Annotated in this window: 16 protein-coding genes; 8 read left to right on the top strand and 8 right to left on the bottom strand. The window is 74.7% G+C overall.

What is annotated here, in order from left to right:
• Positions 1–261: 261 nt before the first annotated feature.
• From F7P10_RS38355 to F7P10_RS38345, 3 genes are read left to right on the top strand one after another with little or no spacing between them, the layout of a single operon-like run.
• A complete protein-coding gene (locus tag F7P10_RS38355; RefSeq protein ID WP_151016918.1) occupies positions 262–1,242 on the top strand; it encodes an MDR family oxidoreductase in 981 nt (326 codons plus the stop codon).
• 11 nt (positions 1,243–1,253) lie between these two features.
• The gene (locus tag F7P10_RS38350) at positions 1,254–2,450 is read left to right on the top strand and encodes a MaoC family dehydratase N-terminal domain-containing protein (protein ID WP_151016917.1); all 1,197 of its coding nucleotides are present in this window, start codon (positions 1,254–1,256) and stop codon (positions 2,448–2,450) included.
• 26 nt (positions 2,451–2,476) lie between these two features.
• A complete protein-coding gene (locus tag F7P10_RS38345) occupies positions 2,477–4,174 on the top strand; it encodes a class I adenylate-forming enzyme family protein (protein ID WP_151016916.1) in 1,698 nt (565 codons plus the stop codon).
• 151 nt (positions 4,175–4,325) lie between these two features.
• On the opposite strand, the gene F7P10_RS38340 is transcribed toward F7P10_RS38345, so the two are convergent.
• The 5 genes from F7P10_RS38340 to F7P10_RS38320 all read right to left on the bottom strand — a co-directional run bounded on the left by F7P10_RS38340 (position 4,326) and on the right by F7P10_RS38320 (position 9,359).
• A complete protein-coding gene (locus F7P10_RS38340; protein WP_151016915.1) occupies positions 4,326–4,514 on the bottom strand; it encodes a ferredoxin in 189 nt (62 codons plus the stop codon).
• Complete coding sequence (locus F7P10_RS38335) at positions 4,514–5,800, bottom strand: cytochrome P450 (RefSeq protein ID WP_151016914.1); 1,287 nt, start codon at positions 5,798–5,800, stop codon at positions 4,514–4,516. Before F7P10_RS38335 ends, F7P10_RS38340 begins: the two co-directional genes overlap by 1 nt.
• A gap of 81 nt (positions 5,801–5,881) precedes the next feature.
• Positions 5,882–7,087 carry an acyl-CoA dehydrogenase family protein gene (locus F7P10_RS38330; RefSeq protein ID WP_151016913.1) on the bottom strand — a complete coding sequence of 402 codons (1,206 nt, stop codon included), beginning with the start codon at positions 7,085–7,087 and terminating at the stop codon, positions 5,882–5,884.
• A 2-nt stretch (positions 7,088–7,089) separates the two neighbouring features.
• Positions 7,090–8,154: an acyl-CoA dehydrogenase family protein gene (locus F7P10_RS38325; protein ID WP_151016912.1), complete on the bottom strand. Its 1,065-nt coding sequence runs from the start codon at positions 8,152–8,154 to the stop codon at positions 7,090–7,092.
• 113 nt (positions 8,155–8,267) lie between these two features.
• On the bottom strand, positions 8,268–9,359 hold the full coding sequence (locus F7P10_RS38320; RefSeq protein ID WP_151016911.1) for an enoyl-CoA hydratase/isomerase family protein: 1,092 nt from the start codon (positions 9,357–9,359) through the stop codon (positions 8,268–8,270).
• Between F7P10_RS38320 and F7P10_RS38315 the strand changes: the two genes are divergently transcribed.
• The 5 genes from F7P10_RS38315 (at position 9,358) to F7P10_RS38295 (ending at position 15,337) form a co-directional block, all read left to right on the top strand.
• Complete coding sequence (locus F7P10_RS38315; RefSeq protein ID WP_151016910.1) at positions 9,358–10,560, top strand: CoA transferase; 1,203 nt, start codon at positions 9,358–9,360, stop codon at positions 10,558–10,560. The genes F7P10_RS38320 and F7P10_RS38315 overlap by 2 nt on opposite strands.
• Complete coding sequence (locus F7P10_RS38310; RefSeq protein WP_151016909.1) at positions 10,557–11,945, top strand: amidohydrolase family protein; 1,389 nt, start codon at positions 10,557–10,559, stop codon at positions 11,943–11,945. Before F7P10_RS38315 ends, F7P10_RS38310 begins: the two co-directional genes overlap by 4 nt.
• Before the next feature lie 176 nt (positions 11,946–12,121).
• Positions 12,122–12,886: an SDR family NAD(P)-dependent oxidoreductase gene (locus tag F7P10_RS38305; RefSeq protein WP_151016908.1), complete on the top strand. Its 765-nt coding sequence runs from the start codon at positions 12,122–12,124 to the stop codon at positions 12,884–12,886.
• A 70-nt stretch (positions 12,887–12,956) separates the two neighbouring features.
• Positions 12,957–14,282, top strand: a complete 1,326-nt coding sequence (locus F7P10_RS38300; protein WP_151016907.1) for an acyl-CoA dehydrogenase family protein — start codon at positions 12,957–12,959, stop codon at positions 14,280–14,282.
• Positions 14,279–15,337, top strand: a complete 1,059-nt coding sequence (locus tag F7P10_RS38295) for a phosphotransferase family protein (protein WP_151016906.1) — start codon at positions 14,279–14,281, stop codon at positions 15,335–15,337. Before F7P10_RS38300 ends, F7P10_RS38295 begins: the two co-directional genes overlap by 4 nt.
• Before the next feature lie 68 nt (positions 15,338–15,405).
• On the opposite strand, the gene F7P10_RS38290 is transcribed toward F7P10_RS38295, so the two are convergent.
• The 3 genes from F7P10_RS38290 to F7P10_RS38280 form a co-directional block, all read right to left on the bottom strand.
• The gene (locus tag F7P10_RS38290; protein WP_151016905.1) at positions 15,406–16,071 is read right to left on the bottom strand and encodes a TetR/AcrR family transcriptional regulator; all 666 of its coding nucleotides are present in this window, start codon (positions 16,069–16,071) and stop codon (positions 15,406–15,408) included.
• A 263-nt stretch (positions 16,072–16,334) separates the two neighbouring features.
• Positions 16,335–16,895, bottom strand: a complete 561-nt coding sequence (locus F7P10_RS38285) for a hypothetical protein (RefSeq protein WP_176611816.1) — start codon at positions 16,893–16,895, stop codon at positions 16,335–16,337.
• Positions 16,896–16,909: 14 nt separating this feature from the next.
• Entirely contained in the window at positions 16,910–17,518 is a 609-nt protein-coding gene (locus F7P10_RS38280) for a TetR/AcrR family transcriptional regulator (protein WP_151016904.1), read from the bottom strand.
• Positions 17,519–17,667 lie beyond the last annotated feature (149 nt).

Here is a 17,667-nt window from a genome sequence, read left to right as displayed (position 1 = left end):
CGCGCGGAGGAATGTCGGCCGAGCGTTCGGCGGCGACCAGGATGAAACGCCGCAGAGGTGCTCGCGACGGCGAATCCGCGCCCCCCGCGAAACCGCTCGCAGGACGGCGACGTCCATTCCGCTCGCACGGCCGGGCCGCACGTCCGTCCAGGTGAGAGCCATCGCGAGCAGCGCGAGAGCGCCCCGGGCAGCGACCGGGGCACGGCGCACGGTCCCGGCGCGCCGGTTCTCCCGGAGCTTTGAGGAAGGACGGCTTCGCCAATGTTCGCGGCGATACTGATCACCAAAGACGGGTCTCCGAAGGCCGCGGCGACGCGCCTGGAAGAGACGGACCTCCCGGACGGCGACGTCCATATCGACGTCGAATACTCCACGCTCAACTACAAGGACGCGCTCGCGATCACCGGCGCCTCCCCCGTGGTGCGATCGTGGCCGATGGTGCCGGGCATCGACCTCGCCGGCGTCGTCACCGAGAGCGCCCACGCGGACTGGAAGCAGGGCGACCGCGTCGTCCTCAACGGGTGGGGCGTCGGGGAGAGCCACTGGGGCGGGCTCGCCCAGAAGGCCCACCTCAACGGGGACTGGCTCGTCCCGCTGCCGTCCGTGTTCAGCGCCCGGCAGGCCATGGCGATCGGCACGGCGGGCTACACCGCGAGCCTGTGCGTGTCCGCGCTGCTCGACCACGGCGTGCGCCCGGACGGCGGCGAGGTGCTGGTGACCGGCGCGACGGGCGGCGTCGGCGGCGTCGCGATCGCGCTGCTCGCGCGCGCCGGCTTCACCGTGGCGGCGTCGACCGGGAAGCCGGACGAGGCCGGCTACCTGCGGCGGCTCGGCGCGGAGACGGTCGTGGACGCCGCCGGCCTCGCCGACAAGGGCAAGCCGATGCAGAGGGAGCGCTGGGCGGGAGTGGTCGACACCGTCGGCAGCCACACGCTCGCCAACGCGTGCGCGCAGACCCGCTACGGCGGCGCGGTCGCCGCGTGCGGGCTCGCGCAGGGCATGGACTTCCCCGCCTCCGTCGCCCCCTTCATCCTGCGGGGCGTGTCGCTGCTCGGCATCGACAGCGTGATGGCGCCGCGCGAGCGGCGCACGGCGGCGTGGGAACGCCTCGCGAGCGACCTGGACCCGGCCCTGCTGGACGCCATGACCGAGGAGATCGCGCTCGGCGAGGCCGTCGCCGCGGCGGGCCGGTTCCTCGAGCGGCGGGTCCGCGGCCGCATCGTCGTCGACGTCAACCGCTGAGGGGAGCGGCAGTGAGCACGAATCAGAGCGAATCCGGGTCCACCGGCCTCGACCTGTCCGACGTGGAGCACCGCGTCGGGCAGCCGATCGGCGGCGGGCAACTGTGGGACCCGTGCAGTACCTCCGACATCCGCCGCTGGGTCATGGCGATGGACTACCCCAACCCGCTGCACTGGGACGAGGAGTTCGCCTGCGGCTCCCGCTTCGGCGGGCTCGTCGCGCCGCAGTCGATCGCGGTCGCGCTGGACTACGGGCACGGCGCGGCGCCCGCGTGCGTCGGCCGCATCCCGGGCAGCCACCTGATCTTCGGCGGCGAGGAGTGGTGGTTCTACGGCACCCCCGTGCGCCCCGGCGACAAGCTCTTCCAGGAACGCCGGTTCCACGACTACAAGGTGACCGAGACGAAGTTCGCCGGGCCGACCATGTTCTCCCGCGGCGACACCGTCCACACCAACCAGCACGGCGCCCTGGTGGCCCGCGAACGGTCGACCGCGATCCGCTACCTCTACGAGGAGGCCCGGCGGCGCGGCATGTACGACGACCAGCTCGGGCCGATCAAGAGCTGGACGCGGGCGGAACTGGACGAGGTCGCCAAGGTCCGGCACGAGTGGCTCATGTCGAACCGCGTGGGCGTCTCCCCGCGGTTCGAGGAGGTGGAGGTCGGCGACCGGCTGCCGCGCCGCGTGATCGGCCCGCACAGCATCGCGACCTTCACCACCGAGTACCGCGCCTTCCTCTTCAACATCTGGGGGACGTTCCAGTGGGTCGCGCCCGACGGCGTCGACGACCCCTGGGTCTACCAGGACCCGGGCTGGGGCGAGGACTTCGCGTTCGACGAGGAGGGCGCCAAGATCGACCCGCGCAAGCGCGACGGCCTGTACGTCGGGCCGTCCCGCGGGCACATCGACGCCGAGCGCGCCGGTGAGGTCGGCATGGCCCGCGCCTACGGGTACGGCGCCACGATGGGCGCCTGGTGCACCGACTACCTCGCCTACTGGGCCGGCCTCGACGGCATGGTCCGGCACTCCAAGGCGGACTTCCGCGGCCCCGCCTTCGAGGGCGACGTGACCTATTTCGACGCCGAGGTCAGCGGAAAGGACAGGGACACGGCATGGGGGGTGCCGCTCGTCCAGGTCAAGCTGCGCCTCACCAACCAGGAGGGCGCCGTGCTGGTGACCTGCACCGCCGAGGTCGAGCTCCCGCTCTAACCCCTGCCGCCTCAAGGAGATCGCCGATGGGCGCCCAGACACACTCCCCCACCCCGCCGCCGTCCCTCGCGGCGGGACCGCCGCTCGACTCCGAGCCCGGCCTCGGGCCACTGACCCTGCCCGGGTTCCTCCGCGAGGTGACGTCCCTGTACGGCGAGCGCGAGGCGCTCGTCATGCGCACCGGCGACGGCGCCGTCCGCTGGACCTACACCGACCTGTGGGAACGCTCGCTGGACGTGGCCCGCGCCCTGCGGGCCTGCGGCCTGGGCAAGGACGGCCGCGTCGGCGTCCTGATGACGAACCGCGCCGAATGGCTCGCGGCGGTGTTCGGCGCGTCGCTCGCCGGGGGCGTGGCCGTCACCCTCAGCACGTTCTCCACCCCGGCCGAGCTGGACCACCTCCTCCAGGTCTCCGGAGTCTCGGTCCTGCTGTTCGAGCGGACGGTCGCCAAGCGCGACTTCGCGACCGTCCTCACCGACCTGGAGCCGGTCATCGGGGAGGCGGCGCCCGGCCCGCTGCGGTCGGCGAGGTACCCGCTCCTGCGGCATCTCGCCACGGTCGGCGACCCGGCGCCGGGCATCGAGGGCTGGGACGCCTTCCTCGGGCGCGGCGACGCCGAGCCGCGCGAGCTGCTGGAGGCGACGGCGGAGGCGGTGCTGCCGAGCGACACGGCCGTGCTGTTCTTCTCGTCCGGTTCCACGAGCCGCCCGAAGGGCATCGTGAGCGCGCATCGCGGCGTCACCGTCCAGATGTGGCGGTTCCGGCGGATGTACGGGGTCGGGCCGGACGACGAGGTGCGCACCTGGACCGCCAACGGGTTCTTCTGGTCCGGCAACTTCGGCATGGCGATCGGGACGACGCTGGCCGCGGGCGGCTCGCTCGTCCTGCAGTCGACGTTCGACCCCGGTGAGGCGCTCGAGCTGATGCAGGCCGAGCGGGTGAGCATGCCGATCGCGTGGCCGCACCAGTGGGCCCAGCTCGAGAGCGCGCCGGGCTACGCCGGGGCAGACCTGAGCACGCTGCGCTTCGTCGACTTCGGCACCCCGCTCGCCAAGCACCCGACGGTGTCGTCGAAGTGGTTCGAGCCGGGCCACGCGTACGGCAACACCGAGACGTTCACGATCACGACGGGCTACCCGGCGAACACGCCGGAGGAGGTGCACGCGGGCAGCAGCGGCGTGCCGTTCCCGGGCAACACGGTCAAGGTCGTCGACCCGCTCAGCGGCGAGGTCGTCCCGCGCGGCGAGGCCGGCGAGATCTGCGTCAAGGGCCCGACGCTCATGCTGGGCTACCTCGGCACGCCCCTCGACGAGACGCTCGACGCCGAGGGGTTCTTCCACACCGGCGACGGCGGCCGCCTCGACGGCGAGGGCCGGCTGTTCTGGACGGGCCGGCTGACCGACATCATCAAGACCGGCGGCGCGAACGTCTCGCCCCGCGAGGTCGACGAGGCGCTCGCCGCCCATCCGGCCGTCAAGGTGACGCACACGGTCGGCGTACCGCACGAGACGCTCGGCGAGGTCGTCGTCGGCTGCGTCGTCCCGCACGAGGGCGCGGCCCGCGACGCGGACGGGCTGCGCGCGTACCTCCGGGAGAGCCTGGCGAGCTACAAGGTGCCGCGCCACGTGCTGTTCTTCGCCGAGGACGAGCTGCCGCTCACCGGCAGCTCGAAGATCAAGACCGACGACCTGCGCAAGCTCGCCGCCGAGCGGCTGGACGGCTGAGCGCCCGTCCCCGGATGCCGGAAACGCCCGCCGCGCCGCCGCGGCGGGCGTTCTTCGGTGCGCCCGGACGAAGGTCCGGCGGGCATGCCCGGCGGGGCATGCCCGGCGGGGCGGCCCGGAAGGGGACCGGGCCGCCCCGCCGTCCGGCGGATCACTCTGCGGTGATCGCGCGCTCCGGGCAGTTGCGGACGGCCGCGTGCACCCGCTCCTCGTGCTCGGCGGGGATCTCGTCCATCCGGACCAGCGCGTAGCCGTCGTCGCTGAGGTCGAAGACCTCGGGGCACGTGGAGCAGCAGATGCCGTGTCCCGCGCAGCGGTCCTCGTCGATCGTGACCTTCATCAGGACTCGCCCTCCTTCGGCGTGAACTCCAGGTGCAGGCTGGTGATGCCCCGCAGGATGTACGTCGGGACGTACTTGTACCTGCGGTCGTCCTCGGGCCCGTGCTTGCGCTCGGAGATCCGGATGTCGGACGTGCGGTCCAGGATCCGCTCGATGGCGGCGCGCCCCTCGGCGCGGGCGAGCGGCGCGCCGGGGCAGGTGTGGATGCCGCGCCCGAACGCCACGTGGTGGCGGGCGTTGGCGCGGGCCGGGTCGAACTTCTCCGGGTCGTCGAACTTGCGGGGGTCGCGGTTCACGCCGCCGTTCACCACCATGAGGGTGGTCCCGGCGGGGATGTCGACGCCGCCGACCGTGGTGGGGACGCGCGACAGCCGGAAGTCGCCCTTGATGGGGCTCTCGTGGCGCAATGTCTCCTCGACGAAGTTCTGGATGCGGCCGTGGTCCTCGCGCAGGTACGCCTGGATGTCGGGACGTTCGGCGATCACCTTCAGCGCGGTGCCGAGGAGCCGGACGGTCGTCTCCTGGCCCGCCGCGAAGAGGTTGGCGGCGACCTTCGCCGACTCGAGCGGCTCGGGCACGGACCCGTCGGGGAAGGTCGCGTTCGCGAGACCGGTGAGGACGTCCCCGCGCGGTTCCCGGCGGCGGTCCTCGATGTAGGCGGCGAACCGCTCGTACAGGAACGCCAGCGGCGTGTGCGCGAGGCTCATGTCCTCGGTGCTGCCGATGGTGCCGGTGTTCTCCTGCAGGTTGAACTGCTCCCGGAAATCCGGCAGGTCCTCGTCGGGGACGCCGAGGAGATCGGCGATCACGAGGAGCGTGAAGGGCCCCGCGAACCCGCGGATGAACTCCCCCTCCGTCCCCGCGAGCCAGGTGTCGAGCAGCTCGTCGGCCAGCCGCCCCATCTGCTCCTCGTTCTCCTTGAGGCGCTTCGGGGTGATCAGCTTCATCAGCAGGCTGCGGTGCGCGGTGTGGACGGGCGGGTCCAGCGTGGGCAACTGGTCGCTCATCGGCAGCTTGTCGCGGTGCTCCTCGATGAGGTCGGTGATGTCGTCGCCCTCGATCGGGACCGGGAAGCCGGGGAACGGGCCGGTCACCGACAGGCACGAGGAGAAGGTCTCCGAGTCGTGCAGCACCTCGACGGCCTCGTCGTACCCGGTCACCATCATCACGCCGTGGTTGGGTTCGCGGTGCACCGGGCACTTGCCGCGCAGGGCGTCGAAATAGGGGTAGGGGTCGGCGTTGAGCTCGTCGCCCCGGAAGAAGTCGACCTTATCGAGGTCCGCCATCGGATCCGCTCCTGTTCGAAAAGACGAAGGCCCTGGTCGCGGGCCTTCGGAAGGGAAGGGTTCGGGCTCACCGCCGCCGGCTCACGCGTTGCCGGGCCGCTTCGCGGGCTTGATCTGCGGGCGGCTGCGCGGGAGGCCGAGGTGACGTTCGGCGATGATGTCGCGGAGCACCTCGCTGGCCCCGCCGTAGATGGTGGTGACCGTGGCGGCCCGGAACTCCTGCTCGAACGTCCCGCCCGCCGGGGCGTCCGGCGCGTCCGGGGCGAGCAGGCCCTCGGCGCCGAGGATGTCGAGCGCGTCGGCGAGGTGCCGCTGCCCCGACTCGCTCCAGTAGAGCTTGCGCATGGACCCTTCCGGGCCCGGGACTCCGCCCTGGGCGGCGTGCCAGTTCATCCAGCCGCCCAGGAGCCGGGAGACCTCCTCCTCGACGGCGATCCGGCCGATCCGCTCGGCGACCAGCGGGTCGTCGAGGACGGCCGTCCCGTCGGGGCGGCGCGCCCCGGCCGCCCACGCGGCGAGTTCCGGCGCGAACGACCAGTCGACCGACGTGGGCCCGGAGACGCCCCGCTCGTACACCAGCGCGACCCGCATGACGTTCCAGCCCTGGTCGACCTCGCCGATCAGCGCCGTCTCCGGGACGCGGATCCCGGTGTAGAAGGTCGCGTTGGTGACCTGGTCGCCGAGGGTGTGGATGGGGCGGCACTCGAAGCCGGGGTCGTCCGTCGGCACCAGCAGCAGCGACAGCCCCGCGTGCTTGGGCGCGTCCGGGTTGGTGCGGGCCAGGACGAACACGTGGCTGCAGACCTGCGCGGTGCTGGTGAACATCTTCTGCCCGTCGACGACCCACGCGTCGCCGTCCCGGACGGCCGTCGTCTTCGCGGCCGCCACGTCCGAGCCGGAGTCGGGTTCGCTGTAGCCGAGGGCGATCAGGATCTCGCCGCGCAGCGCGCCGGGCACGTACCGGCGCTTCTGCTCCTCCGTGCCGACGTGCAGGATGGTGTGCAGCACCATCGCCGTCGTCGACCAGCCGTCGAAGTGCAGGCCCGTCGCCGCGCACTCGGCGAGCACCGCGCGGGCGTAGTCGGGGTCGACGTCGCCGCCGCCGTACTCCTTGGGCCACCCGGCGGCGAGGATGCCGTCGCGGGCGAGCCGCGCGTGCAGCTCCATCGTCTGGTGGCAGCCGCTGCGGCGCTGCTCCTCGACCCATTCGGGCCGCACGTTGGCCTCGACCCAGGCGCGTGCCGCGCCGCGGTGCCCGGCCAGCTCGTCGGACTCGCGGAAATCCATCGTCACACCCCCGCCGTGGTCGCGGGCGCCGGTCCGGGCACCGCGTCGTAGAGGCGGCGCGGCAGGCCCGCGTAGGCCGCGCGCCGGTCGCCGGCCACCAGCGGCCACGCCTTCGCGCGCCGGAAGTACAGCTGCACGTCGTACTCCAGGGTGTACCCGTAGCCGCCGTGCATCTGCAGGCTGTCGGCCGCCGTGGTGAACGCCGTCTCGGACGCGAACAGCAGCGACATCGTCGCCAGCGCGCCCGCGTCCGGGAGCCCGGCGTCACGGGCCCACGCGGCCTTGTAGGCCAGCAGCCGCGCGCCCTCCAGCGCCGTCGCGTCGTCGGCCAGGCGGTGCTGGACCGTCTGGAAGCCGCCGATGAGGATGCCGAACGCCCGGCGTTCCAGCACGTAGCCGAGGCCGAGTTCGAGCGCGCGGGCGGCGAGCCCGGTGAGCGCCGCGCCGGTCAGCGCCTCCCAGCGGCGGACGGCGTCGGCGTGCGCGGCGACGGCGGCCGGGCCCTCGGCGAGGACGACCGTCTCGCCGCCGTCCAGCGGGCGGTCGGCGATCGGCATGGCGCCGAGGTTCGGGACGGCGCGTGCCCGCGCCTGCGGCGCGGCCGCGTCGGGCTCCCGGACCGCGACCAACCGGTCGCCCCGCAGCGCGACCACCACGTCCGCCACCGCTCCGGCCGGGACCAGGCGGGCCGCCCCGCCGGTCACGGGGTGCAGCGCGAGGGTCGGCATCAGCTCGCCGGAGACGGCGCGGGCCGTCCAGGGATGGTCGGGCGCCGCGTCGGCCAGCAGGGCGGTCGCGGCGGCGACCTCGAGCAGCGGCACCGGGGCCAGCGTCCGGCCGAGGCACTCGGCCGCGACGGCGAGCTCCAGCAGCCCGGCCCCGCCCCCGCCTTGCTCGGCGGGCACGGGGATCGCCGGGAGTCCCATCTCGACGACCTTGCGCCACAGGTCGCCGTCGAAACCGAGCGGCTCGGCGGCGCGCACCACCTCCGGTGGCGACTCGCTCTCGAAGAAGTCGCGGAGGCTCTCGCGCAGGGCCTCCTGGTCGTCGGTGAAGGCCAGGTCCACCGGGCGCCACCCTTCCACGTCGGGCCGGAACAGCCTCCGACATCTGTGTTCTCGGTGGCGAGATTAGTATTCTCACTAGGTTAGAGCAAGCCTCTGCGCACGGTCCCGGGGTCTCAGCCGGCGTCGCCCGCCGCGGAGATCTCGTCGGCCAGGCCCCACGCGAGGGCGGTGCGGGCGCCGAGCGGTTCGCCGGTGAGGGCCAGGTACAGGGTGCGGTGGCGGCCGATCCGGCGCGGGAGGCTCACCGTCCCGCCCGCCCCGGGGATCAGCCCCATGGCGACCTCCGGCAGCCGGAACACGGCGTCCGGACGGGCGACGACCCGGCCCGCGAACGCGGGCAGCTCGACGCCCGCGCCCACGCAGGCGCCGTGCACGCGGACCTCCGTCCGCCCCGCGAGCCGGTGCAGCGGGCGTCCCGCCCCGGCGCGGGTCCGGACGTGGTGGGCGGTCGCGAGGTCGGGCGCGGTGCCGAACTCGGCGAGGTCGCCGCCGGAGCAGAACGCGGGCCCCGCGCCGTCGAGGACGATCCGGGCGATCCCGTCGTCGAGCAGCGCCACCCCCAGGGCGTCCACGAGGGCGTCGCGCACCTGGCGCCCGTAGGCGTTGCGGCGGTCCGGCCTGTTCAGCGTGATGTGCAGCCGGTCGCCGGTGCGGTCGAGCAGGACGGGCTCGGCGGCGTCCGGCGGGAGCGGGCGGGGCCCCCGGGACGCGAGCCACCGCGCGAACTCCGCGCCCCCGAGCAGCGTGGAGTAGGCGTACGACTCGACGTCCAGCGCGGCAGGCACCGGCAGATGCTCGGTCGCCCGCAGCACCTCGCGCAGCACCAGGGCGGCGCGCGGGTTCGCGGTGACGGCCGCGCGGACCGCCGCGAGCCGCTCCCCCGGATCGGCGGCGGTCACGCTCGCGCGTCCCGCGCCGGTGGTCGCGAGGGTGAGGTCGAGGGCCCGGACGAGCGCGGGCGGCCCGGCGTCGCCCACCCCGACGATGATCCGGTCGGCGTCGCCGGCCGCGCGTGCCGCCCGCTCGACCGCCGCCGGGGAGGCGGCGGCCGACAGGTCGACGGCCACGAGCGGCTCGCGGGGCGAGCCGTCCCGGTCCAGCGGCGGCGCGCCGGCCGCACCCGCGGCGAGGTCCTCGATCGAGACGATCACCGGGCCCCCTTCGATCGAGATCGGGTAGCGGCGCAGAGTGTATCGTCGGCCCATGTCCGGGCAGGTCGAGTGGGCGGCGAGCGGTGTGGCCGCGCTGACCGGGCGTCCGGACGGCCCGCCCCTGATCCCGCCGGGACGCGGCGCCCTGGCGGCCCGCGAGCTGGCGGAGAGGCTCCCGGTTCCGGTGGACGGCCCGCGCGTGCTGGCCGAGCGCGCCGCCTTCACCGGGCACCGGCGCGGCGGGACGGTCTCGGCGGGGGGCTCCTGCCGCCTGCTGCGGACCGCCGACGGGTGGGCGGCCGTCTCCTGCGCCCGCCCGGACGATCCCGCGCTGCTCGGCGCCATGATCGGGGCGGACACCGGATCGGACCCGTGGCCCGGCGTGGCCGCGTGGCTGCGCGCGCACAGCGGCGACGAACTGGCGGAACGCGCCGAGCTGCTCGGGATCGCGGCCGGGCCCGTCGGGCGGACGCGCCGCCGCGCGCACGTCCCGGCGCCGCTGCCGCCGCGTCCCGTCGAGGGGCTGCTGGTGGCCGACTTCAGCGCGCTGTGGGCCGGTCCGCTGTGCGCGCACCTGCTCGGTCTCGCGGGCGCGCGCGTCGTGAAGGTGGAGACGCCGTCGCGCCCGGACGGCGCCCGCCGGGGGAACCCGGACTTCTACCGGCTCCTGCACGCGGGCCACCGCTCGGTGGTGCTCGATCCCGGCACGGCGGCCGGACGGGACGCCATGGCGGCGCTGGTGGACGCCGCCGACATCGTCGTCGAGGCGTCCCGGCCGCGCGCGCTGGCCCGGTTCGGGCTGGACGCGGACGCGGCCGTCGCCGCGGGCACCACGTGGGTGTCGATCACCGCATACGGGCGGGACGCCGACCGCGTCGGCTTCGGCGACGACGTCGCCGCCGCGTGCGGGCTCGTCCGCCGCGAACCGGACGGGACGCCGCTGTTCTGCGGCGACGCGATCGCCGACCCGCTCACCGGGCTCACCGCCGCCGCGCTGGCGGCCACCGCCCCACCGGGCGGCGGTGGCGTGCTGTGGGACGTCGCCATGTCGGACGTGGTCGCGGGGACCCTCGCCGGTGCGGATGCGGGCCCGCCCCCGGCGGCCGTCCGGCACGGCGGCGGGTGGGCCCTCGACACCGGGGCGGGCGGGCTCGTCCCGGTCGCGGAGCCGGTCCGGCGCGAGGTCCCCGGAACCGCGCCCGAGTCCGGCCGGGACACCGCCGAGGTGCTGCGCGAACTCGGCCTCGCCCGATGAGCGGGCTCCTGCTGCGGGACGCCGAGGTCGACGGGCACGCGCGCGTGGACGTCCGGGTCGCCGGCGGGCGGATCGCCGAAATCGGCACCGGGCTGGCGCGGCGGCCCGGCGAGCGGGCGGTGGACTGCGCGGGCGGCGCGCTCCTGCCCGGGCTGTGCGACCACCACCTGCACCTGCACGCCATGGCCGCCGCGGCGCGCTCGGTCCGCTGCGGGCCGCCGCACGTCACGACGCGCGGGGCGCTCGCCGCCGCGCTGCGCGGGGCGGCGGCCGACGCGCACGGCTGGATCCGCGGGACGGGGTACGCCGAGAGCGTCGCCGGGCACCTGGACGCCGCGGGGCTCGACGCGCTCCGCGCCGACCGTCCCGTCCGGATCCAGCACCGCAGCGGCGCGATGTGGACGCTGAACTCCGCCGCCGTGCGCGCGGCGGGCCTCGCCGCGGGCCGCCACCCGGGCATCGAGCGGGACGCGGACGGCGCGCCGACCGGGCGGCTGTGGCGGGCGGACGGCTGGCTCCGCGACCGCCTGCCGCCGGCCCCGCCCGCCGACCTCGCGGCGACCGGCCGACGGCTGCTGGCCGCGGGCGTCACCGCCGTCACCGACGCGACCCCCGACCTCGACGGCACCGCCCTCGCCGCGATCGGCGCGGCCGTGCGCGGCGGGGCGCTGCCCCAGCGCGTCCACCTGCTGGGCGTCCCGCTGGACGGGCCGCCCGCGCCGCCGGGCCCGCGGATCACCACGGGGCCGTACAAGATCGTGCTGGCCGACTCGGGCCTGCCGTCGCTGGACGGCCTCGCGGACCGGATCGCGGCCGCGCACGCCGCGGACCGCGCGGTCGCCGTCCACTGCGTCACCCGGGAGGCGCTGTTCCTGCTGCTGGCCGCGCTCGACGCGGCGGGCACGCGGCCGGGCGACCGGATCGAGCACGCCGCGCTCGTCCCGCCGGAGACCGCGGGCGAGCTGGCCGCGCGGGGGCTGCGCGTGGTCACCCAGCCCGGTTTCCTCGCGGACCGCGGCGACGACTACCTCCGCGACGTCCCGGCCGCCGACCGGCCGGACCTGTACCGGTGCGCGGGGCTCGCCGCGGCGGGCGTCCCGGTCGGGCTGTCGAGCGACGCACCGTACGGGCCGGCGGACCCGTGGGCCGTCATGGACGCCGCCGTCCGGCGCCGCACGCGCACCGGCGCGGTCCTCGGACCGGGCGAGGCGCTCACCCCCGGGGCCGCGCTCCGCTCCTACCTGTCCCCGCCCGGCGACCCGGGCGGAGCGCCGCGCCGCGTCCGCGCGGGCGCCCCCGGCGACCTCGTCCTCCTGCACGCACCGCTGCGGGACGCGCTCGCGCGGCTCTCGTCCGGCGACGTCCGGGAAGTCTGGCCCGCGTAAGACGGCCGGTGGTGACCGGCCCGTCGCCCGCCGATCGGGCGGGCGGGCGCCCCCCGTTCGCACGTCCTCCGGAACCGGCCGCGACGGCTCGGGGCTTCCTCGGGGTCGAATTATCCTCTAGCCTGCCAAGAACGGCATTCTCTGAAACGAGAACACGAATGCGGCGGAGGGCGAGGATGGGCTTCGCGGACGAACTGTTCGACCTGACCGGCAGGGTCGTGCTGATTACCGGCGGCAGCCGGGGCCTGGGACGGGAGATGGCGTTCGCCGCGGCCCGCTGCGGCGCCGACGTCGTCATCGCCAGCCGCGACCTCGACGCCTGCACGGCGGCCGCCGGGGAGATCGAGCAGGCGACCGGGCGCTCCGCGCTGCCCTACGCCGTGCACGTCGGCCGGTGGGACCGGCTGCCCGGGCTGGTCGACGCGGTCTACGAGCGGTTCGGCCGGCTCGACGCGCTGGTGAACAACGCGGGCATGTCCCCGGTCTACGACTCGCTCTCCGACGTCACCGAGAAGATGTTCGACTCGGTGATGAACCTCAACCTCAAGGGGCCGTTCCGGCTCTCGGTGCTCGCCGGGGAGCGGATGGCGGAGGCCGGGCGGGGTTCGATCGTCAACGTCAGCTCGACCGGGTCGATCCGGCCCCGCCCCGCGATCGTCCCCTACGCGGCGGCCAAGGCCGGGCTCAACGTCCTCACCGAGGGCCTGGCCAAGGCGCTGGGCCCGGCGGTGCGCGTGAACACGCTGATGGCCGGGCCCTTCGCCACCTGGGCGACCCGGAATTGGGGCGACGAGGAGGAGCTCGCCGAGGGGCTGCGTCCGCACGCGCTCCAGCGGATCGGGCGCCCCCCGGAGGTCGTGGGCGCCGCGCTCTACCTGATCTCGGACGCCTCCAGCTACACGACGGCCGCGACGCTGCGGGTGGACGGCGGCATCCCGTGACGGCCCGATCCGATCCGTCCGGGACCGCGGACGGCGCCCGGCCACGAACCCGACGAAAGGAACGAACGGCATGTGGGACTTCAGCACCGATCCCGAGTTCCAGGCGAAGCTCGACTGGGTGGACCGGTTCGTCCGGGAGGAGGTCGAGCCGATCGACGTGCTCTTCCCGGGCAACGACGAGCCCTACGACCGTGACAGCGAGGTCTTCCGCGAGGTCGTCCGCCCGCTCCAGGCACGGGTCCGGGAGCAGGGGCTGTGGGCGGCGCACCTGTCGCCGGAGCTCGGCGGCATGGGCATGGGGCAGGTGAGGCTGGCCCTGCTCAACGAGATCCTCGGCCGGTCCCAGTGGGCGCCGATGGTGTTCGGCACGCAGGCGCCCGACTCGGGCAACGCCGAGATCCTCGCGCACTACGGCAACGAGCGGCAGCGCCGCGAGTACCTCGAACCGCTCCTGGACGGCCGCATCGTGTCGACGTACGCGATGACCGAGCCGACCGGCGGCGCCGACCCGGGCTCGTTCACCTGCCGGGCCGTCCTGGACGGGGACGAGTGGGTGATCGACGGCGAGAAGTGGTTCGCCTCGAACTACCCGTACGCCGCGTTCGTCATCGCGATGGTCGTCACCGACCCGGACGTCCCCGTGCACCGGGGGTCGTCGATGCTGCTCGTCCCGCGCGGCACCCCCGGCATGGACATGGTCCGGCAGACCGGTCTCGGCGGCGAGGCCATCGGCGAGGGCGCGCACGGCTACCTGCGGTTCACCGGCTGCCGGGTGCCGCGCGAGAACCTGCTCGGCGAGCCCGGCACCGGGTTCGCGATCGCGCAGACGCGGCTCGGCGGCGGGCGCCTGCACCACGCGATGCGCTCCGTCGGGCAGTGCCGGCGCGCGATGGAGATGATGATCGAGCGGATCGCGAGCCGCGAGACCCGCGGCGGCCCGCTGTCGAAGCAGCAGGCCGTCCGGCAGTCGCTCGCCGACACGTGGATCCGGCTGGAGCAGTTCCGCCTGCAGGTGCTGCACGCCGCCTGGCAGGTGGACAAGGCGAACGCGAGCGGCGACGAGGCCGACGCGCGGGCCGCGCGGCTGCACATCTCGGCGGTCAAGGCCGCGACGCCCGGCACGCTCGTCGACGTCCTCTACCGGGCCATGCACCTGCACGGCTCGCTCGGCGTGTCCAACGAGCTGCCGCTGGCGAAGATGTGGCAGGCCGGGCCGGTACTGGGCGTCGCGGACGGCCCCACCGAGTCGCACAAGGACGTCGTCGCCCGGCTGCTGCTCAAGGACGCCGAGCCCGCCGACGACCGGCTGTTCGGCTCCTCGCACCTGCCCACCCGCATCGAGGCCGCGCGGAAGAAGTTCGCGGGCCGCCTGACCGTGACCGGAGCCGCCCGATGAGCGAGCCGAAGACCTCGGACGGACCCGTCGTCGACATCGCGCGACTCAACGCGTGGCCGGGACTCGCGGACGTCCCCGGGGACGGTCCGGTCGCGTCGCTGGAGCCGCTCAAGGGCGGGGCGCAGAACCTGCTGTTCGTGATGCGCCGGGCGGACGGCACCGAACTGGTGCTGCGCAGGCCCGGCCGGCACGCGGGCGAGGAGGCGGCGAAGCCGTTCGCGCGGGAGAGCCGCGTGCTGACCGCGCTGGCCGGCACGCCCGTCCCGCACCCGCGCCTGCACGCGAGCACCCTGGACGCCGGCGTAATCGGCGCGCCGTTCTCCGTCCTGGAGAAGATCGAGGGGTTCATGCCCCGGGGCGACCTGCCCGGCGGCTACGGCACCGATCCGCAGTGGCGCCGGAAGCTGGCGTTCGAGCTGGTCGGCGGCGCGGCCGCGCTGGCGGCGGTGGACCCCGACGCGATCGGCCTCGGCGATCTCAGCCGGACCGACGGGTGGCTGGACAAGCAGGTCTCGCGGTACCGGAAGATGCTGCACGGCTACCGGGAGACAGCGGGCTACACCGACCGCGAGTCGCCGCTCGTCGACGTCGTCGCGGACTGGCTCGACGGGAACCGGCCGAAGGCGTGGCACCGCGGCATCGTGCACGGCGACCTGCAGTTCGCGAACGTGATGTTCCGGCACGACGCGCCGGAGCTCGCCGCGATCGTCGACTGGGAGATGGCCGCCGTCGGCGACCCCCTGCTCGACCTGGCCTGGATCCTCACCGCCTGGCGCGAGGAGGGCGACCCGCCGGGCAGCGACCCGCAGCTGCGGCCGTGGGACGGGATGCCGGGACGGGCCGAGCTCGTCGACCACTGGGCGTCGCTGACCGGCCGGGACGTGTCCGACTTCCGCTGGTTCCAGGTGCTCGCGTGCTTCCGGCTGGCCGCTCTGCTGGAGCGCTCCTTCGTGCTGGCGCTCGACGGCCGGATGAACCGCGCGATGGGCGAGGGCCTGCACGCCTACGCGGGCTGGCTGTGGACCAAGGCCGAGCAGGAGATCGCCCGCGGCTGACGGCGGGACGCCCCGGGGCGCCCGGAGAACCGGGACCCCGGGGCGGCGCCGCCCGGGGTCGCGCGGGATCACCGGGTGGTGAAGGTCTCCTGGACGAACGTCAGGAACTCCTCCGCGCCGATGCCCTCCGGCTCATCGCTGATCATCGGGTCCATGAGCGTGAAGCTGTCGATGAGCGCGCTGCACATGCGGGCGAGCGCGTGCGGATCGCCGGGCCGGACCGTCCCGTCGGCCTGGCCGTCGGCGGCGACGCCCGCCAGGATCCGCACGGTCTCGCGGTGGAAGTCCTTGTAGTCCTGCGGGACGTCGGCGACCTCCCTGGCCCCGACCTTGGTCATCTGGGCGTGGAGCTGCGCCCAGGCCGGGTACTTGCGGCGGTGCTCCAGCTCCCCCGTGACCAGCGCGACGAACCGCTCGCCCGCCGGCCCCCCGGCCGCGGCGAGGCGCTTCATCTCCTCCAGCCGTCCCGGCCCCCGCCGCATCAGGACCGCCAGGTACAGCGCCTCCTTGCTGTCGAAGAAGGAGTAGATCGAGCCGACCGAGAACTCGCACCGCTGCGCGACGTCCTTCAGGCTGGTCTCGTAGTAGCCGCGCTCGGCGAACAGCTCCTCCGCCGTCTCGAGCATCTGCTCGCGCCCCAGCTCGATCCGCTGCCGGCGGCGCACCTCGCGCGGGCTGAGCCGCTCCGGCGCGGCCGCCTCCCTCGTGCCGTCGGCCGAATCCGTCTTCGTCACCGCACCCTCCTTGCCGCCTCGCGCACCCCGAACCGACCGTCAGCCGATTGAACCACCGCTCAGTCTACGCCAGTCACGTTCTCGATCCGTCGCGGTGATCGGACGGCGGCGAGCCGCGGGAGTGGCAGCGGCCGCGCGGAGACGCGCACGAAGACGCGCACGGCCGCTTCGGAGCCGTGCGCGTCAGGGCGATCGAGGGCGTGCGAGGACGGTCGGGGGCGTGCGGGGCCCGCGAGGAGGCAGGAGATCGGACCGGCGGTCGGTCAGGCGATCGGGGCGCCGGACCGGCGAAGGCTCTCCGCCCGCCAGAAGACCTCGGTGGGACGCGTGGCGGGGTCGGCGGCCGCGGCGTTCGCCGGGGCGGCGGGCGCGCAGTCGCCGGTGATGCAGTCCGGGGAGACGCACGGCGCGGGCACGCGCCCGGCGGACGCCGTCGCGGCCGCGAGGGCGTGCGCCTTGAACGCGCGCGCGGCGCTGCTCAGCCGGTGCTGCACGCAGCCGGGCGCCTCGTCGCCGGGGACGGCGCGGCGTCCGCCCCACAGGCGGATGTCCATGTCGGTGTCGAGCAGGGTGAGCAGCCTGCGCATGATCCGCTCGTCGGACTCGCACAGCGCGGCGTCCACCGCGAGGGCGCTCGGCCGGGGCCCGCGCACCGTCGAGTTGAGCGCCGTCTCCAGGTCGATGCCCCGCGCGCCGAGGATGCGCAGCGCCCGGGAACCTGTGGAGTCCGCGGTGAGGACGGTGACGTCCCAGCCGGCGGCGACGCGGTCGAACACCCAGCCGCCCGCGAAGCGCACGCCGCCGAGCATGCTCGGGGCGACCACGACGAGATGGTGCCTCAGGGTGTACCGGCGACCGGCGCGAGCTGCCGGGCGAGCGACCCGGTGTACTCCGTGAAAACCTCGGTCAGCGGAATCGAAGGGTCGAGCAGCCATGATGTCTCTATCCCGTTGAGGAAGGCGACGATCTCCACGGCCTTCACGTCCGGATCCAGGTCGGCGCGGTACCGGCCGGCGCGCTGGCCGCGCCGGATGCCTTCGGCGATGGTGCGCACGGAGGCCCGGTAGCGGCCGAACATGCGGTCGTGCAGCGGATCGTCGGGGTCAAGGTTCTCCACCAGGAGGACGGCGAACATGCCGACCAGGTCGGGCGCGCGGTGGAACCGCTCGGCGACGCTCTCGAGTTGCGTGATGAGGTCGGCGTCCATGTCGGCGTGCGCCTCGTCGTAAGCGTCGCGGGCGTCGACGGCGGCGTGGAGAAGGGCTTCCTTCGACTCGAAGTGGTGCAGCAGGCCGGCCGGGCTCACCCCGGCCTCGCGGGCGATCCGCCCGAGCGTGATACCGCGCCATCCGTGCCGCTTCAGCAGTCGCTGCGCGGCGGTGAGGATCCGCTGTCGGCGGTCCTCCCCCTTCGCGAGGAGGGCGGCGTACGGCCGTTCGTCGGTCAACCGGAGGACTCCTTCCCGAAACCTACTGAACACACAGTAGGTCGGTTCGCAGCCCTGTGACAAGGGTCACGTGACCGTAATCCGGGGGAATCGGCCGGTAACGAACGCACGAGGCCCCCGGCGGGGTACCGAACCGGGGGCCTCGTACG

Origin of the sequence: Actinomadura sp. WMMB 499 (assembly GCF_008824145.1) — a bacterium.
In the GTDB taxonomy this organism is placed as follows: Bacteria; Actinomycetota; Actinomycetes; order Streptosporangiales; family Streptosporangiaceae; genus Spirillospora.
The sequence above is the reverse complement of the archived record's forward strand: the minus strand, read 5'-3'. Positions and strand labels throughout refer to the sequence as shown.

What these genes read in the sequence shown, in the direction of transcription:
- F7P10_RS38355 (WP_151016918.1), top strand. Translation starts at nt 262, where the DNA reads ATGTTCGCGGCGATACTGATCACCAAAGACGGGTCTCCGAAGGCCGCG.
- F7P10_RS38345 (WP_151016916.1), top strand. Translation starts at nt 2,477, where the DNA reads ATGGGCGCCCAGACACACTCCCCCACCCCGCCGCCGTCCCTCGCGGCG.
- F7P10_RS38340 (WP_151016915.1), bottom strand. Translation starts at nt 4,514, where the DNA reads ATGAAGGTCACGATCGACGAGGACCGCTGCGCGGGACACGGCATCTGC.
- F7P10_RS38335 (WP_151016914.1), bottom strand. Translation starts at nt 5,800, where the DNA reads ATGGCGGACCTCGATAAGGTCGACTTCTTCCGGGGCGACGAGCTCAAC.
- F7P10_RS38330 (WP_151016913.1), bottom strand. Translation starts at nt 7,087, where the DNA reads ATGGATTTCCGCGAGTCCGACGAGCTGGCCGGGCACCGCGGCGCGGCA.
- F7P10_RS38315 (WP_151016910.1), top strand. Translation starts at nt 9,358, where the DNA reads ATGTCCGGGCAGGTCGAGTGGGCGGCGAGCGGTGTGGCCGCGCTGACC.
- F7P10_RS38320 (WP_151016911.1), bottom strand. Translation starts at nt 9,359, where the DNA reads ATGGGCCGACGATACACTCTGCGCCGCTACCCGATCTCGATCGAAGGG.
- F7P10_RS38310 (WP_151016909.1), top strand. Translation starts at nt 10,557, where the DNA reads ATGAGCGGGCTCCTGCTGCGGGACGCCGAGGTCGACGGGCACGCGCGC.
- F7P10_RS38305 (WP_151016908.1), top strand. Translation starts at nt 12,122, where the DNA reads ATGGGCTTCGCGGACGAACTGTTCGACCTGACCGGCAGGGTCGTGCTG.
- F7P10_RS38300 (WP_151016907.1), top strand. Translation starts at nt 12,957, where the DNA reads ATGTGGGACTTCAGCACCGATCCCGAGTTCCAGGCGAAGCTCGACTGG.
- F7P10_RS38295 (WP_151016906.1), top strand. Translation starts at nt 14,279, where the DNA reads ATGAGCGAGCCGAAGACCTCGGACGGACCCGTCGTCGACATCGCGCGA.